The following is a 26,077-nucleotide window of genomic DNA, read 5'->3' as shown; positions in this document are numbered from 1 at the left end:
ATTGTATTCTACAACTGTAGAATACAATTGTCAATTCTTTTTTCTATATTTTTTTATCATCTCAGTTTAATTTCTATTTTTCCTTCCACTGGGCTATATAAATCCAGAGGATCTTCATCGCTTTCATAAACACGTCCTTCGCCTTCTCCAAATGATTTGCGGCATACTGGACATGATAGTCAGAACTAATATTTCTTTTTTCATTTTTCTGCAATCGTATTTCCATCAAAAGTGCCATTTTACGCCATTCTTGCAATAAAAAAAAGGTCCTCCCGGATAGACTATTATTGTTCCTGTCCATCCAGAAAGACCTGAAAATTAAAATGTTATATTTTTTAGAAATTATCCATTAAATTTCTGCAAACATTTAAATAAAATCATGGGTTTCGTTTTCTACAAACTCCCCATCTAAGAAAGCAAGATCATCCGTAGCTTCCTGTACTTCTGCTTCCTCGTCAGAATATTCTATCTGCCCACCTTTCTCTTCCTGCCTTTCACACCATATGACCAGACGTTTGGAGGCATCTGTTCCACAGGTGGAAAGCAGAAGCGTCGGGACTTCTTCCTGCGTTCCAAGTAAAAAAGCATCTCCATCTGCCGGTGTATACTCGCATTTTACGATCACAAAGATCCATACCCCTTCATCCGGAAGATACAGATAGAGGATATGGTGTTCTTTTAAAAATTTATCGCCAAGGAAATTTCGAAGTCCGCGGAACATGCTGCCATCTTTCATATTGTGACCATAAATGATGTTCTTGTCATCAGAAAAATCGGCATTGTTATCGGAATCCAGGAAAATGGCCCCTGCCACATGTTCTGTCTTCTTAAAAGTATGTGTCAGGTAATAGGAGTCATCGTTTCCCTGAACTACCGGGTAATCAATGCTGGTATCTGGGATCCGGATCCATGCAACGATATCCGGATTGATCTTTTTTAATGCCTTAAAATCAACCACGGTCTGTTTCCCATCGCTTCCGTCTGTTCCTTCTGTGTGGTCATCCTCATCTGTTTCCTTGACGTATGTACGCAGGTCTTCATATTCCTGCACACCTTCCCGGTACATAAAGTAAATGCCAAAACCGGTACATACGCAAAAACTGAGTACCATCAGGCAGACTGCCACGATCATGATTTCTTTTATGTATCTCATACAAACCTCCGATTATTCTTCCTGGAAAAAGGGCTGCCGGTAAATCGAGCAGCCCTGAACCGTATTCCTTAATTTCCTTTTTTCTTCTTATACCAGATCACGCCGCCAATGCCGCAGGCAGAAAGGACTGCCAGAAGGATCGGAAGCCAGATGTTGGTGCTGTCCCCTGTTTTCGGGCTGTTTCCTGTCGGTGTGCTACCGGAAGGGGATTTGGTGTTTTTGATCTCTTTTACGATCTCGATCACCTTGGTTTTTCCGTCTTTGTATTCAAAGCGGATCTCTTCTTTTTTGCTGCTTAATTCATAACCATTTGGTGCTTTGGTCTCTACCAGGATATATTCCACGGTTTTCTCTACTTTTCCATTTTTATAAGTAGCAATCGGAAGCTTGCCGCTTGTCGCTGTTCCGGTCTTATCCGTTACCAGTTTTTCTACGACTTTTCCGCTTTCCTTTTCACGCAGTTCAAATTCTGCTCCTGAAAGGGCTGCCTTACTGGTGGAATCGGTCTTTTTGATGACCAGTTTTCCATATGGATGTGCGTCCTTCATTTTGACTTTCTGGACTTTTCCGGTATCTTTTACCGTAAATTTCACATCTTCCGCAATGAGGTATCCATCCGGAGCCTGCTCTTCACGAAGGGTATATTCGCCTACCGGAAGTTTTTCGACCATATGCGGTTTATCCGTGGACGTCCAGCTTTCAACTTTCTTTCCATCTTTATCCAGGATGATCAGTTTTGCTCCCGGTACCTCACTGGAATCCGTAATGTCTTTCTTGCTGATTTCCACTTTGGTCACATCATCAAGCATCTGGTGTTTCTGTACTTCTTTTGTGTTTTCGACGGTAAATTCAATACTTTCCGCAGTCACATAACCATCTGCCGGCTTTGTTTCTGTCATCTTGTATTTCTTTCCTACGATAAGGCCCTTGATGATATGTGCTTCCTCTTTGGATACCCATTCATCCACCGTATTTCCACCCTCATCTGTTACCTTTAAGGATGCTCCCGGAAGTTCTTTTTTGTCCGTCAGGTCTGCTTTGGAAAGTTCTACCGTAGTCTGTTCATCTTCAAAGGTGAACGCATACTCTGCAACACTGGTTCCACTGCCCTGGTACTCAAAAGTGAATTCCTGCGGTTCCTGGTCTGTCACATAGCCATCCGGGGCGGCAAGTTCCTTAATGTAGTACCTGCTGTCAATCGGGAGATCTGCAACAAACTGGATCTTTCCATCCTCATCTGTGGTCTTCAGTTCGATCAGAGTGTCTTTCGCAAGGAGTACTTTTCCTTTTGAAGATACGATGTCGTCTGCTGCATAGAGGCCAAAGATTGCCCCGGAAAGTACTTTGTCACTGTCCTTTTCTTTTTTCAGGACTTCCACCTGTACCCTCTGGCGCGCATTCTGCCAGTCGGCACTATAAGTAACCAGAGGTGTATCCTGGTCACGGTATGTAAGATCCACATATCTTGGTTCATTATCCAGAACGTAGCCATGTGCGGTCTCTTTTTCCACGATGTAATAACGTCCAAGCGGGAGGTTATCCATCTGGGCGATACCATTTCCATCTGTTGTAATGGAGCCGACCAGTTCATCTGCCGCATAATAATCTGCACTTACCCCGTCTGCTGCACGGATGGCTTCTGCCGCGTAAACATTGAAGGTTACATCAGTCAGGTTTCCGGTCACATAGTTGAACAGGTGCTCGATCATGCCTTTTGCATTGTCAAGAAGGGATACGCTGTCTAAGAATTCCCCTTTCTTGTTTACCAGAAGTCTTGCTACCGGGACTTCATCTTCCATTTTGACTTTCTGTACTTCTGCAGTATCAGAGATCGTAAACTCTACGTCTGTTGCACGTAAGTAGCCATATGGTGCAAGCTCTTCACGCAGAATGTAAGTTTTTCCAACCTGAAGTCGCTTGATCACATGTGGGGAATCCTTTACGGATGTCCAGGAATCGATCACGTTGCCATCCTTATCCAGTACACTCATGGAAGCCCCGTCAAGTTCTGTTCCGGTCGTGATATCTGCTTTTGTTACTTCTACCGTTGTCGGCTGGTTTTTCTTCACGGATTTTAATTTGATCGTTTTTACGTCCTGGCCCTGGTATGTGGCATCAAATTCCAGGATCTCATCAGAAGATACATAACCCGCCGGTGCCTGCAGCTCTTTCACATAGTATCTGCCAAGCGGAAGATCCAGCGTAAACGCTGCCTTACCTTTTTCGTTGCTTGTGATCTCCTGAAGCAGTGTATCTGCTTTTACAATCACCTTGTCGCCGGAAGAAATTGCTTCTTTATTGTATAATCCAAAGGTTGCACCTTTTAAAGCCTTTCCGGTCTCAGCATCCCGTTTTTCCACACTCAGCTCTACTTTCTGGCGTTCATTGGAAAATTCCAGTTTTTCTTCGATCTCCGGTGTGTTCTGATCCTTATAGATAAAGGCTACTTCCTGACTGTCTGGATTTAAGACAAATCCGGCCGGTGCTTTTGTTTCTTTCACACGGTATTTTCCAAGCGGAAGGTCTTTGATAACAGCTTCCCCATTTTTATTAGTGGTCACTGTTTTTACCAGGGTATCCTTTGCATAGATCACGTGACGGTTTCCCTGCTCGTCCACCTGATGATCCGGTGTGAAAATATCTTCTGCTGCGTAGATTTCAAATTCTGCCCCTTCCAGGGAAGCTTCTTCGTATACAAAATCCTTTTTAAAGGATTTTAAGGTTTCACCGGATTTATGGATCACCAGTTTGCCCTTGACCGGATGGTTTTCATAGGTCACGGTAATGATGGCATCCCCGCTGACGGAATCCATCTGATAAGCTGTATTCTTATCAACTTTGATCTCCACATACTGGGTATTCTGGGTGTAGCCATCAGGCGCTCTCACTTCCTCAATCCTGTAATTTCCGCATTTTAAGGATTCCGGAAGAATCAGGTAACCATTTTCGTCCGTAAAATAGGATTTATGGACAACCGTATTTGGATAGGTCGTTACCTGTTCCACGTACTTTTTCGCATCCAGGTCGTACACTTTGAATTCTGTATTGGCAAGGAGGACCGGCTGTTTGGTCTCATCATCCTGTTTCACGATCTTAAGCTTTGCTTTGAACTCATCGTCCAAAAGGACTCTCCATACCTGCGGTGTGCTGCTGTTCTCGGTTACGGTTACGATAAAATCATCTACCGGCATGAAATTATGCGGTGTTGTGGTCTCACGGACAATGTAGCGTCCATAAGGAATCGGGATGCTGCACGCATAGCCGCGTTCATCGGTAAACATTTCTGTTTTTCCATCTTCCGTAAGAACGATCGGGGTCGCATTTGTAAAGTCATAGCTTCCATCGTCCTTTACAGTCAGGCTGCTGATCAGATAAGCAGAGAATCCGGCACCTTTTAAAAGGTCCGCATCGGTCTTATCATTATCCGCTGCTTTAATCAACTGGAATGGCTGTTTGATCACGTCTTCTTTGGAAACGGTATTTCGTTTTACCGTCTCTACCTGGTCTCCTTCGTAGTTACAGTTTACATCATGCTCCTCTTCGTCCAGAAGATAACCTACTGGAGGCGTGATCTCCTTCAAATAATACTTTCCAAGATACAGGTTGCTTACGCTTGCTTTTCCCTCTTTATCGGTCGTCAGGGTAGCTACCTGTTCGTCCTTTTTATAAAGGACTCCGCTCCTGCCATCCGGATGGTTAATGTCTTCCCTTGCATAGAGCCCGTAAATGGCTCCTTCAAATACGGCATCTCCCTGTGCGCTGTTTCCTGTCTCGCTGTCTTCTTTTACCAGGTCGATTGTTGCATTTACACGCTTATTTGTAAAGGTATGGCTAAAGTTTACCTTTTCTTCCTTATCATTGGTGAACTTAAAAGTGAAGGTGTAAGTATCCTCACTGTTTCTAAGGTAAAGTTCCGGTGCCTGGATCTCCCGGATGCTGTAGCTGTAATTAATCGGAAGTTCCGCTTTATAAGAAGCTTTTCCATCGGCTCCGGTCGTTGCTTTTTCGATCAGGGTTCCTTTGGGAACAACGGTCTTACCATCAACTTTGATATCTTCTGCTGCATACAGCCCGTAGATGCCTCCGGAGAGCGGATTTTTTGTCTCTTCGTCCTGCTTTTCCACACGGACTGCAGCCTTCTGGCGTTCATTTAAAAATGTTGCACTGACAGTCTGCACTTCTACGGTCTGGCCTGCATACACAAGCTCAACAGTCTTAGACTCTCCTTTGCATACATAATTATCCGGAGCTTTCGTCTCGGTTACTGTGTAGGTGCCAAGATAGAGATCCTTTAACGTAACGCTTCCGTCATCTCCGGTAACCAGATTATCCTTGACAAGTGCACCTTTTTTATAGATGAGGGTGCCATCTGCCGCCTTGATATCTGCACCTGCATAAACACTGTAAACGGCTCCTTTCAATTTCCGTTTTTCGTAGGCAAAGGTCACACCATCTTCCGTGACGGTCGCTCCAGTAAGCACTTCTCCTTCTTTATAAATGGTGAGTGCACCTTTTTGCTCTTTATCCGTTAAGTTCTTGGAAGCGGTCTGCCCCACGACCAGTTTTACCCCATAGGCTTTCGTATCCAGCACATATCCGGATGGGCCTGAGATTTCACGAAGGTAAACGGTATCCTGTGTTTTGGTGATCTTTACTTCGGATTCCCCTTTTGCATTTGTTGCCGGCATTTTTTTGATAAGTTTCGTGCAGGCTTCATCTGCATAGATGCCGTAAACGGCACCTGCAAGGAGCGCGTTGCTTCCCTTATCTTTTTTGATGATCTTGACCGTTGCTTCATCCGGCCAGTCTACCTCCAGATTCAGCTCCAGTGTATCGGTATAATATCCAAAGCCGATATCCTGGCTGTTCGCCAGCTTTAAGAGCATGGCATGGAAATTAAGCGGATAGTTGGATGTGATCGCATATTTTCCTTTCAGGCTTCCAATATTCTGGGTGGTTGCTTCCAGATGGAATTTTTCACCGCCCTTTACGCTCACATTTCCGGTCCCGGTTTTTCCTGTCGTCTCATTTACAAGGGAGACCCCGTTTTCCAGATGGATCGTGATCACAAAAGCTGCGTTTGCCTTCCATGTGAAGGTCGGGCTCTGGTTTTCATTTGCAGAAGCACTGAGCCCAGGTGTCAGCTCCATGGTCGTTGGATCCGGCATCTTTGCAAGGGCTGCCTTGATCTCTTTTAACATGTTTTTGGCAGTTGTCGAAAGGGATCCTCCAAATCCGGATTCCCCGTCATATAAATAATCGACCAGATAATGCTGCATTGCACGGGTCTCGGAGGAACAGCCGTATTTTTCCATGATGGATTTGATATTATAGCCGTTGAATGTGCCGCCCCATCCGGGACCGCCATATCCGTAAAACATGGCCTTCCTTAAATAACGGTCATCGCCGCCCTCATCCAGTTCGACCATATTTTTATAAGTCGTTCCACTTGGCGGGGACTGTTTACTGTGCTGCATGCAGTATGCATAGACGGTATAAGTCTTTCCGCCTGCTTTGTAACGGATATACTTATAGGAATCATTTCCGCCCTGTCCCATAACAGAATCAAAAGGATGCAGTTTTCCATCTGAATAATAGTAATAGGTATTAGCTTCAATGTCTGTTGAATCATCCCACAAGTCTCCATCGGAAGCTGCCATGGTACTAATACCGCCCTCAGCCTGGTCATATACCACACTTAATGCAACATCATCTTCCGGCATCTCAAAGCTGAAGGAATTTGTTCCCTCATCGTAGCTTACTTCTGCATACAGAAGATCTTCGGTATTCTCTGTCTGGTTTGCTTCGACAAGACTTGTTCCCACTGCGATCAGGCTTCCCTGCGGGATATCACCGGAAAAGTTGACCGTCTCCCCCGTCTGGTAACGTCCGTCCTCGTGGTCCAGTTCAATATTGAATTCATTTCCCTGTACGATGTCAACCTGATGGCTTCCATCCTCTGGTTCCTCATCGGAAAATTCTTCTGCTTCCTCTTCTTCTGGCTCCTCCGTTTCTTCCGGCTCTTCCAGGGTTTCCGGGGCATCTTCCGGGCTTATGGTCGGGAGGACGGGGTCTGCCTCCGGTTCGTCATCGCCGCTTTCCTGTTCCTGACCGCCATTGGATCCGTCTGTTTCTGCTTCCCTTGGTGTCACCGTAATGTTTCTGGCAACCAGATAGGCTTCCCCGGATGCGGGTGTAACAAGATATACGCATTTATAGGTTCCCGCATGGTTATAATCAAATACAGTCCCGTCTTCCATTGCTGCTTTTTTCAGTTCCACATGGTCTCCTTCAGAGAGTTTCAGTCCTGTAAAATCATTCTGGATATCAAAGGCTTCCCCTTCGGTAACCATAAGCGCAAGTTCCGGATCAGCAACGGTTTCCTCGATCAGTTCTTCCTCGCTTTTCTCCGTCTGCGTTTCTGTCTGTGTTTCTGTCTGTACCTCGATCTGCGTCTCGCTCTGTGCGGAAACGCCTCCCACCTCAGCGGCGGATACTGCAGAAGCTCCCGTCTGCAAGAGCGTAGTGCAGCACAGAGCAAAAGCCATCGCACCCGCCATCCATCTTTTCTTCCAGTTTTTTTCCAAGTGCACGTTCTCCTTTCATGATCGCTTTTTTCCCTGCAGTTTTCTTTTGGTCCGTCTCTTATCTGCATCGCTTTCTCCTTTCTTCCGGCTTTTTCAGCCAGATAAAAAGGAAACTGAAAAAAATTCCAGTTTCCCTTTTATCTGACCAAACATTTTATGCCGTCTTCCTGTGTTCTTTTTCCTCTTTTTGAAGGATCCAGTCATCCACGCCTTTGTAGTGTTCCATCCAGGTACCGGATGCATCGGTATCCCAGGTAACTCTTTTGCAGGACACATTCAGTTCCTCACAGATCTCATATAGTTTTATACAGCCTTTTCGGATCATGTCCCTCTTTCTGCGCTTTCTGGGGCATTCTCCATGATACAGATGAATTCCATGTTCACATTGCCGGCACGCACTTTTTTCATCGTGCTTACAGGACAATTCCATCATTTTATCCATGTCGTAACATTCGTAAACTCTTTTTAACCCCTGCTCTTTCAGTTTTCGCAAGACAGTTTCCAGTCCTTTATGATTGGAAACTCCAGGGACTCCGATATAAGGATTTCCTGTACACATCCATGCGATCTCTGCCTTTAAGATCCCTTCTGTTACGTAAACCGTGCCATCCTTTATTTTCCCAAACATTCCTGCCGGGCTGCCGCTTGATGTGCCTTTTTCTAAGCCGCTGCTGGTAAACCAGAGGTACTTCCGTTCTTTTAAAGGAACATCCAGCCGGATCTGGAATCCTATGATCCGTTCCTTCCCATCCCGGACCGGGCAAAGATACCCGTTATTCTTCCTATAAAAAGCAGCTTCCCAGTCACCATCCCGGTTGATGAAAAATCCAGGAACCCCATCCAGGCGAAATCCCTTTTTTAAGAGCTTTCTGGCAATGGCCACGGAATTCTCCTCATCCGTACTTAAAAAACCTCGTTCTTCCATCTGTCTGACCTCATTTAACGTCAGCCCACGTAGGAGGAGGTTCCTCCGGTGTGTTTCCTTAAGCTTAAGAAAAGTGAGCATCTCCTTATATACCTGGTCCCGGTAATCCCATTCCTCTTCCGTAAGGGAAATGCGTTTCTTTTTAGGAACGATAGAAGCGAACCCATTTCGTGTCGTGGCCTGCTGCCTTTCATCCGTTCCAGAAAAAGAAAGTGCCTGCCTTATCTCACGGTAGGCTTCTTTATACCGGTTCCTTCCATAAATGCCGGATAGTTCCGCATACAGTGTCAGCATGTTTCCGGATGCTCCGCAATGATAGCAATGGTAAACATTTTTCAGTTCTCCATTTTTGCAGATGCAAAAACTGCATTTTCCTCTTAAATCCCCGCAAAAAGGACATTCCACCGGAAATTCGTCCTGGTAAGAATCACTCAGTCTTCGGATTGACAAAAGATCTGCTACTTCTGCGATCGTAAACGATTCTCTGGCATACATGCCTTCCTCCTTTTCATAAAAGATGGCCCCGTTCCCGGAGCCACCTCGAACTGTTTCTCTGTTTTCAGGCTGCTTTTTGCATTTCCTTTTCATGATCCAAAAGAATCTTCGCAGCTTTCTGTATTTCCTGATTCTGGCCTTTGTAACGCTGTACCAGCCATTTGATCGTCTGGTAACCTCTGGCATCCTGCATCATTTCCCCAAGAGGGGTTCCGGCATAGACACCAAAATTGCAGATAACCTTTTCTGCCCATTTCACTTCGTCTTCTGCATCCTCTACGTTATCTATATCCTCTACCGTTTCCTCTGCCGTCTCTTCTGGTGTTTCTTCCTCTTCTTCTGCATCAAAAGAAATCTCATCATCCTCATCAAATGGAACTTCATCCGTTTCTTCTACTGCACGGAAACCGTCTGCATCCGTCTCGGCAGTAATTTCCTCATCTACGGAGATTTCCTCGGTCTGAACCGGATCTTCCGCTTTGGTTTCTTCATCGGAAAATTCTTCCAGTCCGCTTTCACTTTCTTCCATTCCAAAAGTCATCTGTCCAGGCAGGTTTTCTTCTGTATCCGTTACTGCATATTCCACTTTTACAGGATCTTCGGATATGGCATTTCCATCACGCAGTTTTTTACGGTCCGTTTTCTTTTCCCTGACCGGTTCCGTTTGCTCCTGCTTTGCTGCGGTTTCTTTTCTTTCTGTCTTTTCCTGTTTCTTTTTCGGCTTTTCCGGTTTTACGGAAGCTTCCTGCTTCGGCATTTCTTCTTTTTCCGTCCCACGCATGTCCGGATCGTCCATTCCAGATGCCTGCATGATATTGAATTTATTCAAGAAATAATATTTCAGGCCATACGTCCATGCCGCACCTTTTGCTTTATCCGGTGCTTCATTGGTTCCAATGACATGCAAAAAGCTCCGTACCTTGTCTCCCGGACGGTCTGCATTGGTCCAGCACAGTTCCAGATCAGCCTCATATCTCCAGAGTGCTCCCATTTCCTTTAAAAACACGGAATTGCCCTGTTCGTCCATCTGAGTCGGCCTTTCACTTAAGATGTCAAAATCGACCCCGTATTTATTAAGGGCCGGTGTCAGGCATTCATAAATATCATCCAGTTTTACAAAATCATAAGTAACGTCCTCACTGTACCGTTTGCGGATCAGCTTCGGCACCTTTCTTCTGATCTTGATCATCTTCTGGTTCAGATTCATGTAATTGTATTTACCCATATTATTCGTTTCCTCCTGATTTTTTCATTTTTTATACTAAGCAGAACGCGGAAGGCTTACCTCCGGCCCTGTCCCAGTCTTTTTTAACATTTCTTCCATTTCCTCCCGGATACATCCGATACAGATCTTCTTTTTTGAGATCTCCGGAAGTTTTTCAAGCAGCCACTTCTGGGCGAAAAGCTCTGCTGCCCGCTGTGGGTTGCTTAAATATTCCAGAAACATCCAGTCAGAAAATTCCCACTTCATATCCGCAAAATGAAACTGCGGCTGATAGATCAGATCCTCCGGCCGCTTTCCTTTTTTAATAAAACGGTCTGCATTTAGCTGGATATAAACCCTGCTGATCTCCGGGATCATCTGTGAAGCTGCATACCCGCCTTTTAACAAAAGTTCATCCCATTGTTCCCGGATAAGTTTCTTTCCAATGCGGCTTATCTGTGTTTCCAGTTTCGGGATCAGATCCTCACGCACAGGAAAACCAAAATCATCCGGTATCCCGATCGGCTTCAGAAAAAGATCTTCTGCTTCATAAAGGGAATACTCCGGCATGTGGATCACGGCACACCAGTTCCGGTCTGTTTTTCTGTTTTCCTTTAAACAGTCAAAGAAAAAGAAACAGTTTCCATATCTTGCCTTTATAAACAGCTGTCCGGAAAATTCTTTTACTTCACAATCCGGCGATTTCAGCCATGCGATCAGTTTTTCTGCCTCCCTGCTCTCTTTTAACCAGTCCGGAAGTTTTCTATCCATCACATACCTCCGTAATTTAGATATATGGCAGGGAATACCTGGAATACACCATCTTTGCCCGTTTTAAAAATGCAGAGCCTTTTTCTGCTTTTGCAAACCATTCCACAAAAAACCGTGTCAGGTTCTGCTGCAATGTCCGGTGGGTATCAAGGGCATAATCCACAAATTCCCCATATCCGTCCATACTTCCTGCAAGCAGGTAGCAGGTAAACATTTTTGCCATCTGCTCTTCATCTGAAGGATTGATCTCCATTTCCTCTGCACCTTCATACACCAGGCGCACCCTTTCTGGCTGTTCCTTTACATGCAGACACAGATCATCGGCCATCAGTTTCGATGCTTCGTTTCGAAGGTCGTAATATCTGACCTCTGAAAGACCTTTTAGCCAGGCAAACCCAAGATAAGTGTAATTGTCTTTTATTTCCTGCTGCTCTTTTGCCATGGACTCCATAAATTTTTTGTGTCCGGTGGGATGGCAGTTCAAGTATTCATCTACCAGCAGCCTTGCCACATCTTTTCCATTCGTAACCTTCATGTTTTCCTCCCATCAAAAAAAGACAGTCCATACTGTCTCCATTCTTTTAAATCCTGTTAGTATTTTACAGTGCCAGGAATATCATATTCATGCCAGCGTTTTGACACACAGCCGGCAATTTTTTCTTCCAGAGCTAAAAGTCCTCTCTCATTCGTCTTTTCCTGCCTTGCAATGGTAATGGATTCACAGATCCCGCAGTAGATCTCGTATGCGCTGCATGGCTCATCCCCGGTAGTAGCCTTAAACTGCTCCACGGTTTCTGCAAGCAGTTTTTTTCCAAATCCCGCCTGCTTCATGATCCCTGCCATGGCATTTGCCGGATGCTCGATCCAGATATCACACAGCCGCATGACCCCTTTTAAGACTTCCCGGTAGTAATCAAAGATCGACTCTATGTTTTCCGTGAAATCTTCCATTCCTTTACAGTTTTTGTGCGTAACCTTCAGGGCATTGCCAAGGATCACATTTCTTGTCGGCTCCTGCAGGGAGTAAAAAACATTCGCTCCGGACACACCAACGTCTGACGTAGTGATCCGTACAACTGCTTTTATGTCCTTATCGGTCTTTCTTCCATAATTCTGCATCAGTTTCTTATAAACATCTGTAAGTTTCGTATCTTCCAGCTGCCAGGACGCCGTAACAGAATAATGATCTGCATAGCCGTTTAAAAACGTTGCCTTCTCATAGTCCCCATGGATATATGCCGAGGTAACCATGTACATATCCGGCATGGATATGATGGCATAATCTTTTTCATCACCAGACAGGACTGCCCTTATTTTTCCTTCACAGAAACGGATCAGTGCTCTTCCTCTTGCAACCTTCAGGCATTTATTCAAGATCTCTGCCAGTGTTTTCTTATCGACATCTGCCAGGGCTTTTCCATCAATCCTGGCCCGTCCTTTCAACGATTTGATTGCTGAATTTCCTATATAACAGATCCTATCGGGCAGGATAAGAACCAGCCTGGAATGAGATAAGGTATCTTTTTCCAGTGCTTCCAGGGAAATGCCCGGAACCTCTGTACAGGTTTCCTCTCCTGCAGCTGCTACCTTTAATTTCTTACTGGTGATCCGGATCCATTCTGCCCGGCTGTCTATCTCTTCCAGATACTCGCACAGTTCCTTTTCTGTCCGGAACTCCTTATAAAAGTCATCTTTATAATACATAATGTCCGCCTTTCCACGCTAGCTGAAAATCCGGACTTCAACAGCCTGTATCTTTCCATCTTCGATGCAAAATACATAGCCGTCTTCTGCCATCTCCATAAGCATTCCAATTTCCAGTGCATTTGCGTTTTCCCATTTAATTGTCTCCATAATCGACCCTCCTGATTTTACAATGTGTTTTCTTTTTTTGATGTTCTTAAGGTATTTCTTTTTGCAGTTTCCTTAACTGCCAGTTTCATTCGTGCTCCTCCTTTCTGCTTTTTATGCAATAAAAAAAGACACAAAAAGAATCTTCTTTCCTTCTTGCATCTTCCTTATATTTTGCATATCCATTTTTTCTCATTAAGGGCAAGACCGCCCCAAAGTGTTTCTTCCGGAATGTCCGGAACTAAAGAATAACCACAGTCTTTTATAGACTGTTAAATTATTTTTCATTTAAAGACTACCACAACATTTTGCGGTTGTCAATTAATTTTAACTATATATTGTGTTATTGTGTGAGTTATCTTTATTATTCTGCTACATGTTGTGACAGGCGGCATGATACCGCCTGTCTGTTTCATCCGTCTGCATAAGTGCATGTATCTGAGGGGAATAGGTAATCTGTACATGCACTATGAAAACGTCTTACTCAGCGTTTGGATCCGCCGGGGAAATATTTTTGGCAAGGCTTCGCCCATTGGCATCCGTCCCTGCTTCAAAAAGGACCGGCTGGCCACCGCTTAATTTCCGGTATCCATCCATCTGGATCTCCGAAAAGTGGGCGAAATAATCAATCCCGTCTTCACCGGTGATAAAGCCGTATCCTTTCTGTGCGCTGAACCATTTCACGGTTCCCTGTAGTGTTTCTGACATATCCTTCTCTCCTTTGCTGTATTTCCCGCAATAATCTTTTGCGGAAACAGGGCAGCATGGAATCGAACCATGCCTGGTGCTCCCCTCCCTGCTATAAAAGAAATCTCTTCCTCTTATATTTCTTCGTTTCCTAAAAAAGTCCCGTTATTGAGTGCTGCATCCACCCGGCGGATTCCTACCAGCTTCTTTTCATTTATGCCAAAATAAAACCGGTAACGTTTTCCCTCCAAAACTTTTACGTTTTTATCCAGCAAAAGTTCACTCTGCCGTCCGGCCGGATCACTTACCCGGATCTTCCGTAATCTTGCAAAGGGATTTTTCCCGTCTATCCCGGTTACCAGCCCTTCCATGATTTCATAGGTCTTTTTATCCGCGGTGCGGAAAATAAGATATGTTCTTATAAACCCGATAATCCCAAGCAGGAAAGACCAGAAAATAAAAGTTTTATCTTTCATCCATGTTCCCATAAATGATCCGAAAAGCAGGATAAAAAGAGACAAGATACCATATCGCTGGATCCTGTCCTTAAAAAAATCCGGTATATTCTGATAACGTATGCCAAAATCTTCCAAGCATCTATACAGCCTGTGCCAATACGAATGTTCCGTTTGCTTCAAGACAGTCCTCCCTTCTTATGTTGTCGATCACAAGCTGTTTCTTATAGTAAAGCTGCGCTACGCGGCTTATAAATTCCCGTTGTATCTGTTCCTGGAGGGAATCTGCTAAATTGGGTTCCCTGCTTTTTGCCTCTTCTTTTAAACATTTCAGGTGGCAGGAAACATCCCCTTCTCTTTGAAGATAGGAAAGTAGCTGGTATTCCTCTTCTGTAAGCAGCGGCTTTTTAAAAGCTCTCAGTGAAAACTTCAGTCCTTTTCCCATGGAAAGGGCTTCCATAAAATGCTTCATGCGTTCTGTCCATGAAAAGGCCATGGGAGCCATGACTGACCGGCTGATAATACTGTATACAGCTTCCTCTCTGGTACATCCTTCTGTCAGAACAACCAGGCCCCGCTTTACCAGACGGTTCAGGCAAAACTGAAAATCCTCTTTGTCCGCCCATTCCTGTGCCTGTTTTTCTCCAAGGCTAAATACAAGAAGACGATGCATCTGGGAATGGACCTTATCCTCTTCACAGAAAGACCAGGTGAGCGCAGCCCACAAAATAGTTTCCATTTCTGTAAGTACTTTTTCTTCCCCATCTACCCAGACACAAAACATTCCATCTGCATCATCTTTTTTCATTCCGATTGCTGTATACCATCTCATGACATTTTTCCTCCTAGCCATTTAAGCTCTTTCTAATCTCTGCTTCTGATCTGTTTTCTTTCATATAACTTGTTACCCATACATCATTTCCAGGAGTTTTGGAAGTACATACCCCAAAAGTATGCCTGCTGCCGTACAGATTCCGATATTCGGCCGCCGCAGTTTCCATACTTCCTGTGTTTTGGTCCCGATAATCCTTGTTCTTCCCGGTACAATCCATCTGAGTTTCCGATAAAACTCCATGAATCCCTGATTGTCAAAGCCAAAGGATCGTACACAGAAAACATCCCGTTCCTGTTCTTCCTCATCCAAAAGGAAAAAGCTTTTCTGTTCTTTCCCTTCTTTTCGGATCACGATATAAAATTCCGGAATTCCCCGTCTGGTTCCTTCTACGATCTTATCCATCTCATCGTAAAAGATCCTGCAGGACTCATATTTTCCGTTTCTTTCCGGCTGGCAGACTGCCAGGCTGTCCTCTTCAAGTGCCATATAACAGTTTTCTGCCTCCATGATCCTCCGGCTGATTTTTATGGCCTGACGAAGAAGCAGGATTATCGCAAGCGCCAGTGCAGTACACAAATATGCAAGATCCCAGCATCTTTTCTGGTATATGAAAAAGTATGCGCTGATTCCCTCTGCCACACTGCATATTGCTGTCATAATAAAATACTGTTCTTTAAGGTCCATCAGATGATATACATCATCTTCTGTCGCCTGTAGTCTCAAGGGCATCCATCCTTTCCGTCATGCCACGCTTATTTTATCCGGGGATTTCTTTTTTTCCTCTCGGCTTTTTATATAGTCTGTACATTCCCGGATGGTCTGTTCACACAGGTAATAAGAAAATTTCCCGATATGTGTGTCCTTTTCCCGGAGATTCAAACGGTTCTGAAGCCAGATATACGTGCTATGTTTGGTCATATAACCATTTTTCCAGATTGCATCCAAAGCTCTGTGTGCTTCGATCCGCTTATTACGCAGATTGCTGTCAGCCATGGTTCCCATGGGACGCATACTTTTTTTGTGTGCCCCAATGTATGAATCACAGGAAGGATAGCCGCTGCATACATACAGGTATTTCTCCGGATCCAGGTTGTTATCCCCATAGACATAGGCTGCAGGCCTAAGTACCCCGGGTCTTTTGCAATATGGACAGTACAAGGTTTCCCGCATCTGTTTTCTCTTCTTTTTTGCCATCTGACGTCACTCCTTTCCATCTTTATCTCCGATGTTAAAGAAATCCCTTTTTCTGTGTCAACAGAATTCTTTGAAAATCATAAAAACATTTTCAGGAAGCTCTTTTGATAAGCCTTGTGATAATGCCTTCTGCCACTTCATAGTTGTCGTTGATGCGGGTCACCACAAATCCGATCTTATCTTTCTTTCCCGGAAGTGCGGACATATTGCAGGAATGTGCCACGGCATTGACTCCGATATCAAGGCGGATAAAATAGGTTCCCTTATAGACTTCCGTAATGATCCCTGTATATTTTCCCTGTTTATGGCATTTCCGGAGGTTATCTTTATTGATATTGGCTGTCGGACTCTTTGCATCCACTTCTATAATGATCTGGTCAACAGAGCTTGCTTCCACCTTATTGACCATGACCAGCACCAGATCACCTACCTGGAATTTTTCTCCGGCATCTACCATCCACTCCCAGGCCATGTCTCTGGCCCGGACAGATACTTCTACACCAAAGACTTCCAGGCGGACTGCTTTGGGAGCTACCGCGATCACCCTTGCTTCTACGATCCTGCCTTCATAGAGCATTGGTTTTTCTGTATCTTCCCCAAGGTAAAAAGTCTGTCTCTTTTTAAGCATTGCATCTTTTCTGGATGCTACAACGCTCCGGCTCTTGTTATCCAGATCTTTGATGATGAAATCAATATCACAGCCGAGCATGTTGTTAGCAATACGGACCTGACGGTTTAAGGTATCCGCGTTTTCACGCCCGTCTCCCTGAAGGTTGATCATCATTTCATTCATTGGGATAATAATCCGGAAGCCATTAAAGTATGTAACAGCAACCATCCATCCACTCTCCAGTTTTTCAATGCCCCCGAGCTGGCCCGTCAGAATCTTTCTGGTACGATGTGCATTCAAAAGCTGATGCCATCTGGCTTCTTCCTGTTCCTCCATGCTTTCAACCTGCGCGTCTACATCGATTGTCAAAACACCATCGTAGACTGCACGCGGAACATCTTTTTCCCCGTTTCCCGCCAAAACTGTTTTTTTGGTATCCTCCATATATTTCCTCCTGTTCTTATTTATTTTTTGTCTTCTCTGCTCCATCCAGAAAACTCCTCCGGTACTCAGGAAAGACAAAAGAAGACACAAAAAAAGCAGCCCGTTTAAAGCTGCTTTCTTCATGCCTTCTTTTTACAGATACCATTCTATAATACATGGAATTCTATGTCAATATTACCTCGATTGCAATAGTGTCGCATATTAGTTCCTTTTATGAAGCCTGTACGACAGAAGGATTTGGTAACACTAAGAACTGCCAGATTCCTGTGTCCTTATAGAAAATTCCATCTCATATGTAATTGTTTTATTATATAGTGTTTATTTCTTCCTCTTAATCGTCCCAAATAAGACAACCGAGCTTCTTGTACATTTTTAAACTATAGATATTACGGAACAGTTGCAGTAGATATATATTTTTTCAAATAGCTGAAGGATAATACCTGATTATCTGTTATTTATATACATAATACATATTGAATTTTAGTAAAACTAGAGGATACATAAAAATGCCATTAACCAAAGAACAATTTCTTAAACAATTAAATTCTGATTGTTATTTCTCCACATACTCTTCTGCCATATGTACTGCCATAGCACCATCTGCCACTGCTGTTACTATCTGACGAAGTAACTTTGTTCTGACATCTCCTACAGCATAAACACCCGGAATACTCGTTTCAGTGTTTTCACCTGCCACAATATATCCTTTATTATCCAGTTCTATCTGATTATCTAAAAAATCTGTTGTCGGTTTTCTTCCTATACTCACAAACAGGCCGTCACATTCTATAATGTTTTCTTCTCCTGTAACTGTATCTTTCAACCGCACACCAGTCAATCGTTCTCCATAAATCAGTTCATTTACTGTATTGTTCCATCGAAACTCTATATTTTCAGTTTTCATCAGCTGGTCATGGTAGATTTTCGTTGCACGTAATGTATCTCTTCGATGAACAATGATGACTTTCTTAGCAATTCGACTTAAAAGAACAGCATCTGATACAGCAGAATTTCCACCACCAACAACCACCACGATCTTATCTTTATAAAACATACCATCACAGGAGGCACAATAAGCAACCCCATGACCTATCAATTCTTTTTCTTTAGCAAGACCAAGTTCTCTTGGATTTGCTCCAGTAGCAATCACTACTGTTTTCCCAATATAAATTCCCGAACTAGTTTCTACTCTCTTAAGCTTTCCTGTTAAATCCATATTATAAACTTCAGCATATTCACTTTTAGCGCCAAATTTTTCCGCCTGTTTTTGCATTTTCTCTGCCAATGAAAATCCGTCAATTCCATTTTCAAAACCAGGATAGTTATCAATCTGCCAGGTCAATGACATCTGACCACCTGCAGATAATTTTTCTATAACAATTGTATCAAGTCCTGCTCTGGCTGCGTATAATGCTGAAGTATACCCTCCAGGTCCTCCACCCACGATAATCATATCGTAAACATGATTTTCATTCATACAGCAGTCCTCCTTTTATTTTTCCAATGCTTCATTAATAAAATTCTCTATCATTATTTTTGATTCAGGTGCAACAATAGAATCTATTGCCTTTCCATCCCGATATAAAACCAGCGTAGGAATTATCTCAATCTTTTCAGCTTCTGCAATCTGTGGTTCTTCATCAATATTTACTTTTCCAGCAATAAGAATATCGCTGTATTCTTCACTTATTTTTTCATAAGCCGCTCCAATTCTACGGCAATAACCACACCACGGTGCCCAGAAATCAACCAAAACCGGTTTTTCCTTATGAATTAATTGTCCAAACTTTTCTTTATTTATATTTATAGATGTCATATTTTTCAACTCCTTCTCCTATTTGAACTTAATATATCGCATAAAAGATCTTGCTTCTGTGATGATATCACAGAAAAGATAATTTACTTTATTACACTTCTTTTTATTTCTATTTATGGCATATGCCAGTTACATAATTGACGCATCTAAAAAAAGCAAGTATACTATGTTCGTAAAGGAGATAACGGTTATGAACTTCGAAAATTGTTTTCCACTATGGAATGACTTAAATACAACACAGAAAAAAATAATTTCAGACAATTTAATCACACAGTATGTAAAAAAAGGGACAATCATTCACAATGGAAACCTGGACTGTACTGGATTATTACTGGTTAAATCCGGGCAGCTTCGAACTTACATACTTTCAGATGAAGGACGGGAGATTACACTTTACCGTCTGTTCGATATGGATATGTGTCTTTTATCCGCCTCATGTATCATACGCTCCATTCAATTTGAAGTAACCATTGAAGCAGAAAAAGATACTGATCTTTGGATCATCCCTGCTGAAATCTATAAGGACATTATGAAGGAATCTGCTCCCGTCGCAAACTATACCAATGAGTTAATGGCCACCCGTTTTTCTGATGTCATGTGGCTGATTGAACAAATCATGTGGAAGAGTTTGGATAAGCGTGTTGCTTCATTTCTTTTAGAAGAGACCTCTATCGAAGGAACAAACGAGCTGAAAATCACTCATGAGACGATTGCTAATCATCTTGGTTCCCACAGGGAAGTTATCACTCGAATGCTTCGATACTTTCAAGGCGAGGGTCTCGTCAAACTCTCCCGCGGCAAAATCACAATCCTTGATCCAAAAAGACTGGAAACACTCCAAAGGTCATAAAATTGTTTTTCTGTAACATATAAAGAAGAATCCTCCATTTATCAGAATTATGGAAGTCATTCTAATAAATGGGGGATCTTTTTATATTACAATCAAACTATAAAAATATTTTATTTATTTCTAATAATCCATACCACATGCATATGATCTTTCAATCAGTGCATGGTCATTAGCCACTGCATCATAAAAGCGGAATCCACCTGAAAAGTTGTATGTTTCATATCCATTTCCTTCCAAAATACGGCTTGCAATATAACTGCGTAGCCCACTCTGGCATATCAGGTAAACAGGCTTTCCCTTCTCAACTTCATTGATACGTTCCCTCAGTTCATCTACAGGAATGTTTTTGAATCCATCCATATGCCCCCTGTTAAATTCACCTACAGTTCTCACATCCAGCAACACAACACTTTTATCTCTAGAAATCTTATCCATATCTTCCAGATGCCATTGTTTTAAGGTACCTTTTGCTATATTGTCTATCATGAATCCTGCCATATTTACAGGATCCTTGGCAGAGGAATAAGGCGGTGCATATGCGAGATCCAAATCCTTCAGCTGGGTTGCCTTCAGCCCTGCATGAATTGCTGTTGCCAGCACATCAATACGTTTATCAACTCCTTCATATCCAATAATCTGAGCACCAAGCAAACGATAGGTCTCTTTTTCAAAAACCACCTTCATGGTCATCACTTTTCCACCAGGATAGTAACCGGCATGACTCATAGGAGAAAGAATTACTGTATCTACCTCTAATCCTGACTTTTTGGCATTGGTTTCATTGATACCTGTAGTGGCTGCTGTCATATCAAACACTTTTATAACGGAGCTTCCCTGACTGCCCAGGTAACGACTATCACCGCCACAAATATTATCAGCGATGATTCTGCCCTGTTTATTGGCTGGTCCTGCCAAAGAAATCAGCGCATCATTACCCGTAACATAATGTTTTACCTGAACTGCATCACCTGCAGCATAAATATCCGGTACAGAGGTTTCCATTCTGTCATTCACTACAATACTTTCCTTGATGCCAAGTTCCAGACCGGCTTCTTTTGCTAATACTGTGTCTGGTGTGACTCCGATTGCCAGAACTACCATATCAGCCTGAAGGGATGGATTATCTTTCAACAGGACCTCCACTCCGGTGTCTTTTTCTTTAAATCCTTCTACTGTATAGCCCAGTACCAGTTTTATCCCATGTTTTCTCATTTCATTATGGATCATGGATGCCATATCCGGGTCAAAAGGGTTCATCAGCTGCTTAGGCCGCTGGACAATCGTAACATCCATGCCAAGCTCCCTCAAATTTTCTGCCAGTTCCAGACCAATAAAACCACCACCTGCCAATACAGCCGATTTTGGATGATTCTTATTTATATATTCCTTTATCCGAAAAGTGTCTTCTACAGTACGAAGTGTAAAAAGTTTATCAATACCTACTCCGGGAAGTCTCGGCTGTGTTGGCTTTGCACCTGGAGAGAGGATCAGCTTATCATATTTTTCTTCAAATATCTCACCATTCTCTAAATTTTTCACTGAAACCGTTTTACGTTCCGGATGTATGGAGATAACTTCATGATGAATTTTCATGTTAATACGGAAGCGTTTAAAAAAACTCTCTGGTGTCTGTAGTGTAAGTTCTTCCGGGTCTGTGATCACGTCTCCAATATAATATGGAAGTCCACAATTTGCATAGGATATGTATCCGGATCTTTCAAACACAGTAATTTCAGCATGTTCATTCAGTCTGCGTATTCTTGCTGCGGCTGTAGCTCCTCCGGCTACACCTCCTACAATTATTACCTTCATCTTATTTTTCCACCTTTCCTGAGTAAGCTACAATGCCACCGATATTATTTACTTTAGAATATCCCATTCGTTGCAGTATCCCAGTTGCCTGGCGGCTTCGTGAACCGGAATAACAGTATACAAACAGTGGGATATCCTTATTCTTCGCTACAGAAGCAATATTGTCAAGTTGCTGCAACGGCACATTTTTACTTTCTGGTATATGTCCTTCCTGATATTCCTGCGGTGTACGTACATCCAGCAGAACTGCATCATCAGTCCTTTTATATTCTTCTATGCCTTGATTAATATTCGACTGTTTAAAGAGATCAAAAAATCCCATTAGCACACCCCCCCTAAAGCATTTCTAAAATCGCATTCTTAGGTCTCGCCCCTGAAACCTGCTGTACAATCTTCCCATTCTTCATAACCACTAAAGTTGGAATGCTCATAATACTGAACTTATTTGCCAGTTCAGGCTCTTCATCTACATTAATCTTTCCAACTTTAATATCTCTACGCTCACTTGCAATCTCCTCTACAATAGGTACTACCATACGGCAAGGCGCACACCAAGATGCCCAAAAATCTAAAAGAACGGGTTTATCGGAATTCAGTACTTCGTTCTGAAAATTATTTTTATTGATATTAATAGCAGACATTTTACAGTCCTCCTTATCTTTCTCTTTTTGTAGATTTATTATAGTCTTAATTTCATTTATTTTCCGTGATTACATCACCATACCTCATTAACTTAACTTCTTGCCATACCATCTACACTTAATATAACACCTGTAATGTAACTCGCCTCATCTGAAGCAAGAAACACAAACGCGTTGGCAATATCTTCTGGCTGTCCAAGACGACGCAATGGAATTCTTTCAATCATAGGTTCGATAACTTCCTTTGGCACGGCCTTCATCATATCAGTTTCTGTAATTCCAGGTGCAACAGCATTAACACGAATACCTTTAGGTCCTAGTTCTCTTGCTAATGATACAGTCAATCCGTTTACTGCAAACTTCGATGCCGGATAAGCAAACCCACTTGGCTGTCCCGAAATACTCACCATGGAAGAAGTTGAGAGAATGACCCCCTTGCCTCTTGCCACCATACATTCTGCTGCTACACGAGTAGTATTAAATACTCCTTTTACATTTAGATCCATGACTTTATCAAAAGTCTCCTCTGTATAATCCATAAATGAGGTGTTTTCTGAAATCCCTGCATTATTTACCAGTATGTCGACACATCCATATTTTTCAGTTGCCTCTTTAAAAGCCTTTCTGACAGACTCCATGCTTGCCAGATTTGGACTAATTCCAGCAACTATTGCATTGGGATATTTTTCTTTTAATTTATCTACAGCAACATCTGCCGATTCCTGTGAACTTGCTGCCAACACAACTGAAGCACCTTCCTTCAAGAATTTATCAGCTGTAGCAAATCCTATACCACGGCTTCCACCCGTAATGATTGCAACTTTATCTTTTAATCTCATTTAGACTACCTCCTTACTTAGTTTCTAACTACATTATAAGCAAAAGGTAGATTATTTTCTGTGATATCATCACAAAATATCGCAATAAAAAACCCTGTTGCTCACGCACCAGGGTTTTGGTTTATCCATCTGTATTTAACACAAGATTAGGCTTCTATTCAACGTAAGCGTCAAATAAAACAGTGTATAGAAAAATAACCGTCAGCCTTTTATACTAAAAGGTCAACGGTTATCGACAGAATTCTTTTACAAGAGGATTCCAAGGCAAATAATCATCCAGATATTCAGGATGTTCAAGAAAAGCACTCCCCGGCATGTCGGACAGGATATATTTTATATATTTCATCGGGGCAAGCCCATTCGCTTTCGCTGTCTCTACCAGTGTATAGATTCCTGCACTGGCTTCCGCCCCTTTCGGACTGCCGGAGAACAGCCAGTTCTTTCTGCCGATCACAAAGGGACGGATACAGTTTTCCGCAAGCGAATTACTGATGGAACAATTCCCGTCTTCCAGATAATTCCAAAAACCTTCGCGGTTATTTAAGGCGTAATGAAAAGCTTTTGAAAGTTTGGATTTCGGCAGCTCTCCGATGGCACTTTTTTCTGCCCATGACCAAAAAGCCTCGAGAAGCGGTTTCTCGCGGATAAGACGTTCTTTTTTCTTCTGATCAGGAGGGAGCGCCTCCAACTCTGACTCTATGTTAAAGAGTTGATTCAGACGGAGGATTGCTTCCGCTGCTTTTGATGCTTCCGAATTATGGATGTCTTTTGGGAGCGCATCCACGAAAGCCCGGCGCAGATGCGTATAGCAAAGACATCTTTTTACTCCTGAAACTGCATTGTATCCGGAGTAAGCGTCTGTATGGATATAACCTTCATATTCCCTCAGAAACGCTTCCGGATATTTCCCGCTTCGTCCCGGCTGGTACTCGAAGTAGCGGATGGGATTTACGGCATCTCTGATGCTGCAGTAAACCCACATATAGGAATCGGACGTATTTTTCCGTCCCGGTTCTTTCAGCACCTGTACATGTGTTTCATCGATATGAAGGTATCTCTGTTTCAGAAGTTCCAGCTTCAGACGGTGGACGATGTGTATAAGCCAGTCCCGATAGACAACCAGAAGCCAGTTTGACATAGTCGCTCTGCTTAAACGTAATCCCAAAGCCTCCCATTCTTTTTCCTGTCTGTACAGCGGGATGCTTAATTCAAACTTCTGGTGGATGAGCCAGGTGATGGTAGATGCAGATGCCAGAGAATGCAGGACGGGAGGATATGGCACCGGAGCCTTCTCCATATAAAGAGTTCCGTTTTTCCGGCATGACCTGCATTCATACGTTTCCCGGTAATGGTCAATCACCTTGAGTTTTGCAGGGATAAACTGTACTTCTGTGCGGACGAATTCTTCCCCTACTTTCACCATCGTACTCCCGCAGTTATCGCATATCTGTTCCCTTTCATCTATGGTATGGAGTACTTTGCTGTGAGGGAGATTTTTTACCAGTTCTTCCCGCTGACCGGTGTACTTCCTTTTACGTAGGTGCTTCTCTATCTCAACAAGCTCCAGTTCGTGTGCATCAGGATCCGCACAGGTTTCGATTTCATTAAAAAGAGACATCTGCCCCTCGATTTCGAGAGTAGATGTCTTCTCGGATTTTGTTCCATAAAGTTTACGGGTCAGGAAATCAACCTGCTCTTTCAGGAGCCGGACCTGCTGTTCCAGTTCTTTGATATGATTTTTATACTCCTGTTCCGTAGCTGACATAACCTGAAAACCCTTTCGTTTCGATAGGATTATTATAACATAGAATCGTCAGATTTCCCAGCATTTCTAAGGATTTTCAGTATTTTCAGACTTATGCGGGAGCCATTTCTGAACCGCCTTTGGCTGCTCCGGGTTCAAACCTTCCAGAAGCCAGCGCAGCTGCTGATCAGAAATCTGTTTTGCTTCTTCGCCGGTCCGCGGCCATTGGAGACGTCCGTTTTCGTACCGTTTGTATAAAAGGCAGAAACCGTCTTCCTCGTAATGGACTGCTTTGATCCGGTCAGCCCTCTTTCCACAGAACAGGAATAAGGAATTGCTGTAAGGATCCAGTTTGAAGTTGTACTGGATGATATCCAGCAAGCCATTGAGCTGCTTCCTCATATCGGTGTAGCCGCATCGGATATAGATTTTCTCCACATGGGAAAGATCTCCTAACATGACTGCACGGCTTTCAGAATGTTTTCCAGCATCTGGGCAGATGTGCCTTCATAAAGTTCCACTGTTATGGATCCGATATGAAGTATGGCTGCAGGAGTGGAACGGGAAATGTTTCTGTCCGGAAGTGAAAGCTCCGCAAACTCAGCCGGGGATTCCGTTAAAGCAGTTGACTGTTGGTCTGTACACATGTGGATGCCGTTTTTCTTACGGGGCACTTCTTCCAGGGCAAGCTTTCGAATTTTGGAAAGCCAGTAATAATAACTTTTCAAAGAGATATCGTGTTGTTCACACCAGATCTGATTTGTCAGTCCTGAGGCCCTGCATTGCCGTATTACATCCAGCCAGTATTGAAGTTTCACCTGTTTGTCTGGAGTCAAAGAAGAAAGATTCATAAGCCTGCTCCTTAGATTAGATTTAGAGTTTTTAGAGTCAACTCCCAAAACTCTAATCAATAGTTTACATGCAACAGCCAGAAATTTCGATACACCCTCTTATTGGACGCTTACTATTCAACTTCTGAAAACTGATCTTTTCCAACATTACATAATGGGCATTCAAAATCTTCTGGAACATCCTCCCACTTTGTTCCTGGTGCAATACCACCTTCAGGATAACCTTCCTCTTCATCATATTCCCATCCGCAAACGTCACATACATATTTCATTAGTTTATTCCTCCTTATAAATATATTAATACACAGCATAT

General features: G+C 43.1%; 26 protein-coding genes. 1 reads left to right on the top strand and 25 read right to left on the bottom strand.

Annotation, left to right across the window (positions count from 1 at the left end; all coding sequences use genetic code 11):
• Positions 1-73 precede the first annotated feature (73 nt).
• The 17 genes from BN3261_RS06495 to BN3261_RS06420 all read right to left on the bottom strand — a co-directional run bounded on the left by BN3261_RS06495 (position 74) and on the right by BN3261_RS06420 (position 19,027).
• Positions 74-256, bottom strand: a complete 183-nt coding sequence (locus BN3261_RS06495; protein WP_059085780.1) for a hypothetical protein — start codon at positions 254-256, stop codon at positions 74-76.
• A gap of 111 nt (positions 257-367) precedes the next feature.
• Positions 368-1,153 (bottom strand): class B sortase, encoded by a 786-nt coding sequence (srtB, locus tag BN3261_RS06490; RefSeq protein ID WP_059085779.1) that lies wholly within the window; start codon positions 1,151-1,153, stop codon positions 368-370.
• Between the two features lie 68 nt (positions 1,154-1,221).
• Positions 1,222-7,740: an LPXTG cell wall anchor domain-containing protein gene (locus BN3261_RS06485; RefSeq protein ID WP_235812350.1), complete on the bottom strand. Its 6,519-nt coding sequence runs from the start codon at positions 7,738-7,740 to the stop codon at positions 1,222-1,224.
• Positions 7,741-7,894: 154 nt separating this feature from the next.
• Positions 7,895-9,160 (bottom strand): DNA primase, encoded by a 1,266-nt coding sequence (locus tag BN3261_RS06480; protein ID WP_059086887.1) that lies wholly within the window; start codon positions 9,158-9,160, stop codon positions 7,895-7,897.
• A 64-nt stretch (positions 9,161-9,224) separates the two neighbouring features.
• The gene (locus BN3261_RS06475) at positions 9,225-10,385 is read right to left on the bottom strand and encodes an ERF family protein (protein WP_059085778.1); all 1,161 of its coding nucleotides are present in this window, start codon (positions 10,383-10,385) and stop codon (positions 9,225-9,227) included.
• A 36-nt stretch (positions 10,386-10,421) separates the two neighbouring features.
• The gene (locus BN3261_RS06470) at positions 10,422-11,135 is read right to left on the bottom strand and encodes a hypothetical protein (RefSeq protein ID WP_059085777.1); all 714 of its coding nucleotides are present in this window, start codon (positions 11,133-11,135) and stop codon (positions 10,422-10,424) included.
• A 16-nt stretch (positions 11,136-11,151) separates the two neighbouring features.
• Positions 11,152-11,670 (bottom strand): hypothetical protein, encoded by a 519-nt coding sequence (locus tag BN3261_RS06465; protein WP_015525057.1) that lies wholly within the window; start codon positions 11,668-11,670, stop codon positions 11,152-11,154.
• Positions 11,671-11,726: 56 nt separating this feature from the next.
• Positions 11,727-12,839, bottom strand: a complete 1,113-nt coding sequence (locus BN3261_RS06460) for a hypothetical protein (RefSeq protein ID WP_059085776.1) — start codon at positions 12,837-12,839, stop codon at positions 11,727-11,729.
• 18 nt (positions 12,840-12,857) lie between these two features.
• Positions 12,858-12,989: a hypothetical protein gene (locus BN3261_RS18095; RefSeq protein WP_005423021.1), complete on the bottom strand. Its 132-nt coding sequence runs from the start codon at positions 12,987-12,989 to the stop codon at positions 12,858-12,860.
• A gap of 477 nt (positions 12,990-13,466) precedes the next feature.
• The gene (locus BN3261_RS06455) at positions 13,467-13,694 is read right to left on the bottom strand and encodes a cold-shock protein (RefSeq protein WP_005423033.1); all 228 of its coding nucleotides are present in this window, start codon (positions 13,692-13,694) and stop codon (positions 13,467-13,469) included.
• A gap of 113 nt (positions 13,695-13,807) precedes the next feature.
• Complete coding sequence (locus BN3261_RS06450; protein WP_199874102.1) at positions 13,808-14,149, bottom strand: hypothetical protein; 342 nt, start codon at positions 14,147-14,149, stop codon at positions 13,808-13,810.
• A 121-nt stretch (positions 14,150-14,270) separates the two neighbouring features.
• Positions 14,271-14,960 carry a hypothetical protein gene (locus BN3261_RS06445; RefSeq protein WP_059085774.1) on the bottom strand — a complete coding sequence of 230 codons (690 nt, stop codon included), beginning with the start codon at positions 14,958-14,960 and terminating at the stop codon, positions 14,271-14,273.
• A 72-nt stretch (positions 14,961-15,032) separates the two neighbouring features.
• Positions 15,033-15,686, bottom strand: coding sequence for a hypothetical protein (locus BN3261_RS06440; protein ID WP_059085773.1), 654 nt, complete (start codon positions 15,684-15,686; stop codon positions 15,033-15,035).
• An 18-nt stretch (positions 15,687-15,704) separates the two neighbouring features.
• Entirely contained in the window at positions 15,705-16,157 is a 453-nt protein-coding gene (locus tag BN3261_RS06435; protein WP_059085772.1) for a zinc-finger-containing protein, read from the bottom strand.
• Between the two features lie 91 nt (positions 16,158-16,248).
• Positions 16,249-17,211 (bottom strand): S1 RNA-binding domain-containing protein, encoded by a 963-nt coding sequence (locus BN3261_RS06430; RefSeq protein ID WP_110925766.1) that lies wholly within the window; start codon positions 17,209-17,211, stop codon positions 16,249-16,251.
• 553 nt (positions 17,212-17,764) lie between these two features.
• A complete protein-coding gene (gene trxB, locus BN3261_RS06425; protein ID WP_059085771.1) occupies positions 17,765-18,688 on the bottom strand; it encodes a thioredoxin-disulfide reductase in 924 nt (307 codons plus the stop codon).
• Between the two features lie 15 nt (positions 18,689-18,703).
• Complete coding sequence (locus BN3261_RS06420; RefSeq protein ID WP_005330449.1) at positions 18,704-19,027, bottom strand: thioredoxin family protein; 324 nt, start codon at positions 19,025-19,027, stop codon at positions 18,704-18,706.
• Between the two features lie 166 nt (positions 19,028-19,193).
• Here BN3261_RS06420 and BN3261_RS06415 point away from each other — a divergent pair, with 166 nt between their 5' ends.
• Positions 19,194-19,877, top strand: a complete 684-nt coding sequence (locus BN3261_RS06415) for a Crp/Fnr family transcriptional regulator (protein WP_059085770.1) — start codon at positions 19,194-19,196, stop codon at positions 19,875-19,877.
• A 120-nt stretch (positions 19,878-19,997) separates the two neighbouring features.
• On the opposite strand, the gene BN3261_RS06410 is transcribed toward BN3261_RS06415, so the two are convergent.
• From BN3261_RS06410 to BN3261_RS06375, 8 genes are all read right to left on the bottom strand, one after another.
• Positions 19,998-21,689 carry an FAD-dependent oxidoreductase gene (locus BN3261_RS06410; RefSeq protein WP_059085769.1) on the bottom strand — a complete coding sequence of 564 codons (1,692 nt, stop codon included), beginning with the start codon at positions 21,687-21,689 and terminating at the stop codon, positions 19,998-20,000.
• 1 nt (position 21,690) lies between these two features.
• Complete coding sequence (locus tag BN3261_RS06405; RefSeq protein ID WP_015524982.1) at positions 21,691-22,011, bottom strand: rhodanese-like domain-containing protein; 321 nt, start codon at positions 22,009-22,011, stop codon at positions 21,691-21,693.
• A gap of 13 nt (positions 22,012-22,024) precedes the next feature.
• Complete coding sequence (gene trxA / locus BN3261_RS06400) at positions 22,025-22,330, bottom strand: thioredoxin (RefSeq protein WP_005421612.1); 306 nt, start codon at positions 22,328-22,330, stop codon at positions 22,025-22,027.
• Between the two features lie 92 nt (positions 22,331-22,422).
• Positions 22,423-23,169 (bottom strand): SDR family NAD(P)-dependent oxidoreductase, encoded by a 747-nt coding sequence (locus BN3261_RS06395; protein ID WP_005421611.1) that lies wholly within the window; start codon positions 23,167-23,169, stop codon positions 22,423-22,425.
• A gap of 229 nt (positions 23,170-23,398) precedes the next feature.
• On the bottom strand, positions 23,399-24,934 hold the full coding sequence (locus tag BN3261_RS06390; protein WP_059085161.1) for an IS66-like element ISRob1 family transposase: 1,536 nt from the start codon (positions 24,932-24,934) through the stop codon (positions 23,399-23,401).
• Between the two features lie 66 nt (positions 24,935-25,000).
• Positions 25,001-25,351: an IS66 family insertion sequence element accessory protein TnpB gene (gene tnpB / locus BN3261_RS06385; RefSeq protein ID WP_199874089.1), complete on the bottom strand. Its 351-nt coding sequence runs from the start codon at positions 25,349-25,351 to the stop codon at positions 25,001-25,003.
• Positions 25,352-25,365: 14 nt separating this feature from the next.
• Positions 25,366-25,764 carry an IS66 family insertion sequence element accessory protein TnpA gene (gene tnpA / locus BN3261_RS06380; protein WP_059085159.1) on the bottom strand — a complete coding sequence of 133 codons (399 nt, stop codon included), beginning with the start codon at positions 25,762-25,764 and terminating at the stop codon, positions 25,366-25,368.
• A gap of 113 nt (positions 25,765-25,877) precedes the next feature.
• Positions 25,878-26,036: a rubredoxin gene (locus BN3261_RS06375; protein ID WP_005339874.1), complete on the bottom strand. Its 159-nt coding sequence runs from the start codon at positions 26,034-26,036 to the stop codon at positions 25,878-25,880.
• Between the last annotated feature and the right edge of the window lie 41 nt (positions 26,037-26,077).

This window comes from Blautia massiliensis (ex Durand et al. 2017) (assembly GCF_001487165.1).
Classification (GTDB): domain Bacteria; phylum Bacillota; class Clostridia; order Lachnospirales; family Lachnospiraceae; genus Blautia_A; species Blautia_A fusiformis.
This window is presented reverse-complemented; position numbering and strand designations above follow the sequence as displayed.

What these genes read in the sequence shown, in the direction of transcription:
- srtB (WP_059085779.1), bottom strand. Translation starts at nt 1,153, where the DNA reads ATGAGATACATAAAAGAAATCATGATCGTGGCAGTCTGCCTGATGGTA.
- BN3261_RS06480 (WP_059086887.1), bottom strand. Translation starts at nt 9,160, where the DNA reads ATGTATGCCAGAGAATCGTTTACGATCGCAGAAGTAGCAGATCTTTTG.
- BN3261_RS06475 (WP_059085778.1), bottom strand. Translation starts at nt 10,385, where the DNA reads ATGGGTAAATACAATTACATGAATCTGAACCAGAAGATGATCAAGATC.
- BN3261_RS06470 (WP_059085777.1), bottom strand. Translation starts at nt 11,135, where the DNA reads ATGGATAGAAAACTTCCGGACTGGTTAAAAGAGAGCAGGGAGGCAGAA.
- BN3261_RS06465 (WP_015525057.1), bottom strand. Translation starts at nt 11,670, where the DNA reads ATGAAGGTTACGAATGGAAAAGATGTGGCAAGGCTGCTGGTAGATGAA.
- BN3261_RS06460 (WP_059085776.1), bottom strand. Translation starts at nt 12,839, where the DNA reads ATGTATTATAAAGATGACTTTTATAAGGAGTTCCGGACAGAAAAGGAA.
- BN3261_RS18095 (WP_005423021.1), bottom strand. Translation starts at nt 12,989, where the DNA reads ATGGAGACAATTAAATGGGAAAACGCAAATGCACTGGAAATTGGAATG.
- BN3261_RS06455 (WP_005423033.1), bottom strand. Translation starts at nt 13,694, where the DNA reads ATGTCAGAAACACTACAGGGAACCGTGAAATGGTTCAGCGCACAGAAA.
- BN3261_RS06450 (WP_199874102.1), bottom strand. Translation starts at nt 14,149, where the DNA reads ATGAAAGATAAAACTTTTATTTTCTGGTCTTTCCTGCTTGGGATTATC.
- BN3261_RS06445 (WP_059085774.1), bottom strand. Translation starts at nt 14,960, where the DNA reads ATGAGATGGTATACAGCAATCGGAATGAAAAAAGATGATGCAGATGGA.
- BN3261_RS06435 (WP_059085772.1), bottom strand. Translation starts at nt 16,157, where the DNA reads ATGGCAAAAAAGAAGAGAAAACAGATGCGGGAAACCTTGTACTGTCCA.
- BN3261_RS06430 (WP_110925766.1), bottom strand. Translation starts at nt 17,211, where the DNA reads ATGGAGGATACCAAAAAAACAGTTTTGGCGGGAAACGGGGAAAAAGAT.
- trxB (WP_059085771.1), bottom strand. Translation starts at nt 18,688, where the DNA reads ATGAATGAAAATCATGTTTACGATATGATTATCGTGGGTGGAGGACCT.
- BN3261_RS06420 (WP_005330449.1), bottom strand. Translation starts at nt 19,027, where the DNA reads ATGACATCTATAAATATAAATAAAGAAAAGTTTGGACAATTAATTCAT.
- BN3261_RS06415 (WP_059085770.1), top strand. Translation starts at nt 19,194, where the DNA reads ATGTTCGTAAAGGAGATAACGGTTATGAACTTCGAAAATTGTTTTCCA.
- BN3261_RS06410 (WP_059085769.1), bottom strand. Translation starts at nt 21,689, where the DNA reads ATGAAGGTAATAATTGTAGGAGGTGTAGCCGGAGGAGCTACAGCCGCA.
- BN3261_RS06405 (WP_015524982.1), bottom strand. Translation starts at nt 22,011, where the DNA reads ATGGGATTTTTTGATCTCTTTAAACAGTCGAATATTAATCAAGGCATA.
- trxA (WP_005421612.1), bottom strand. Translation starts at nt 22,330, where the DNA reads ATGTCTGCTATTAATATCAATAAAAATAATTTTCAGAACGAAGTACTG.
- BN3261_RS06395 (WP_005421611.1), bottom strand. Translation starts at nt 23,169, where the DNA reads ATGAGATTAAAAGATAAAGTTGCAATCATTACGGGTGGAAGCCGTGGT.
- BN3261_RS06390 (WP_059085161.1), bottom strand. Translation starts at nt 24,934, where the DNA reads ATGTCAGCTACGGAACAGGAGTATAAAAATCATATCAAAGAACTGGAA.
- tnpA (WP_059085159.1), bottom strand. Translation starts at nt 25,764, where the DNA reads ATGAATCTTTCTTCTTTGACTCCAGACAAACAGGTGAAACTTCAATAC.
- BN3261_RS06375 (WP_005339874.1), bottom strand. Translation starts at nt 26,036, where the DNA reads ATGAAATATGTATGTGACGTTTGCGGATGGGAATATGATGAAGAGGAA.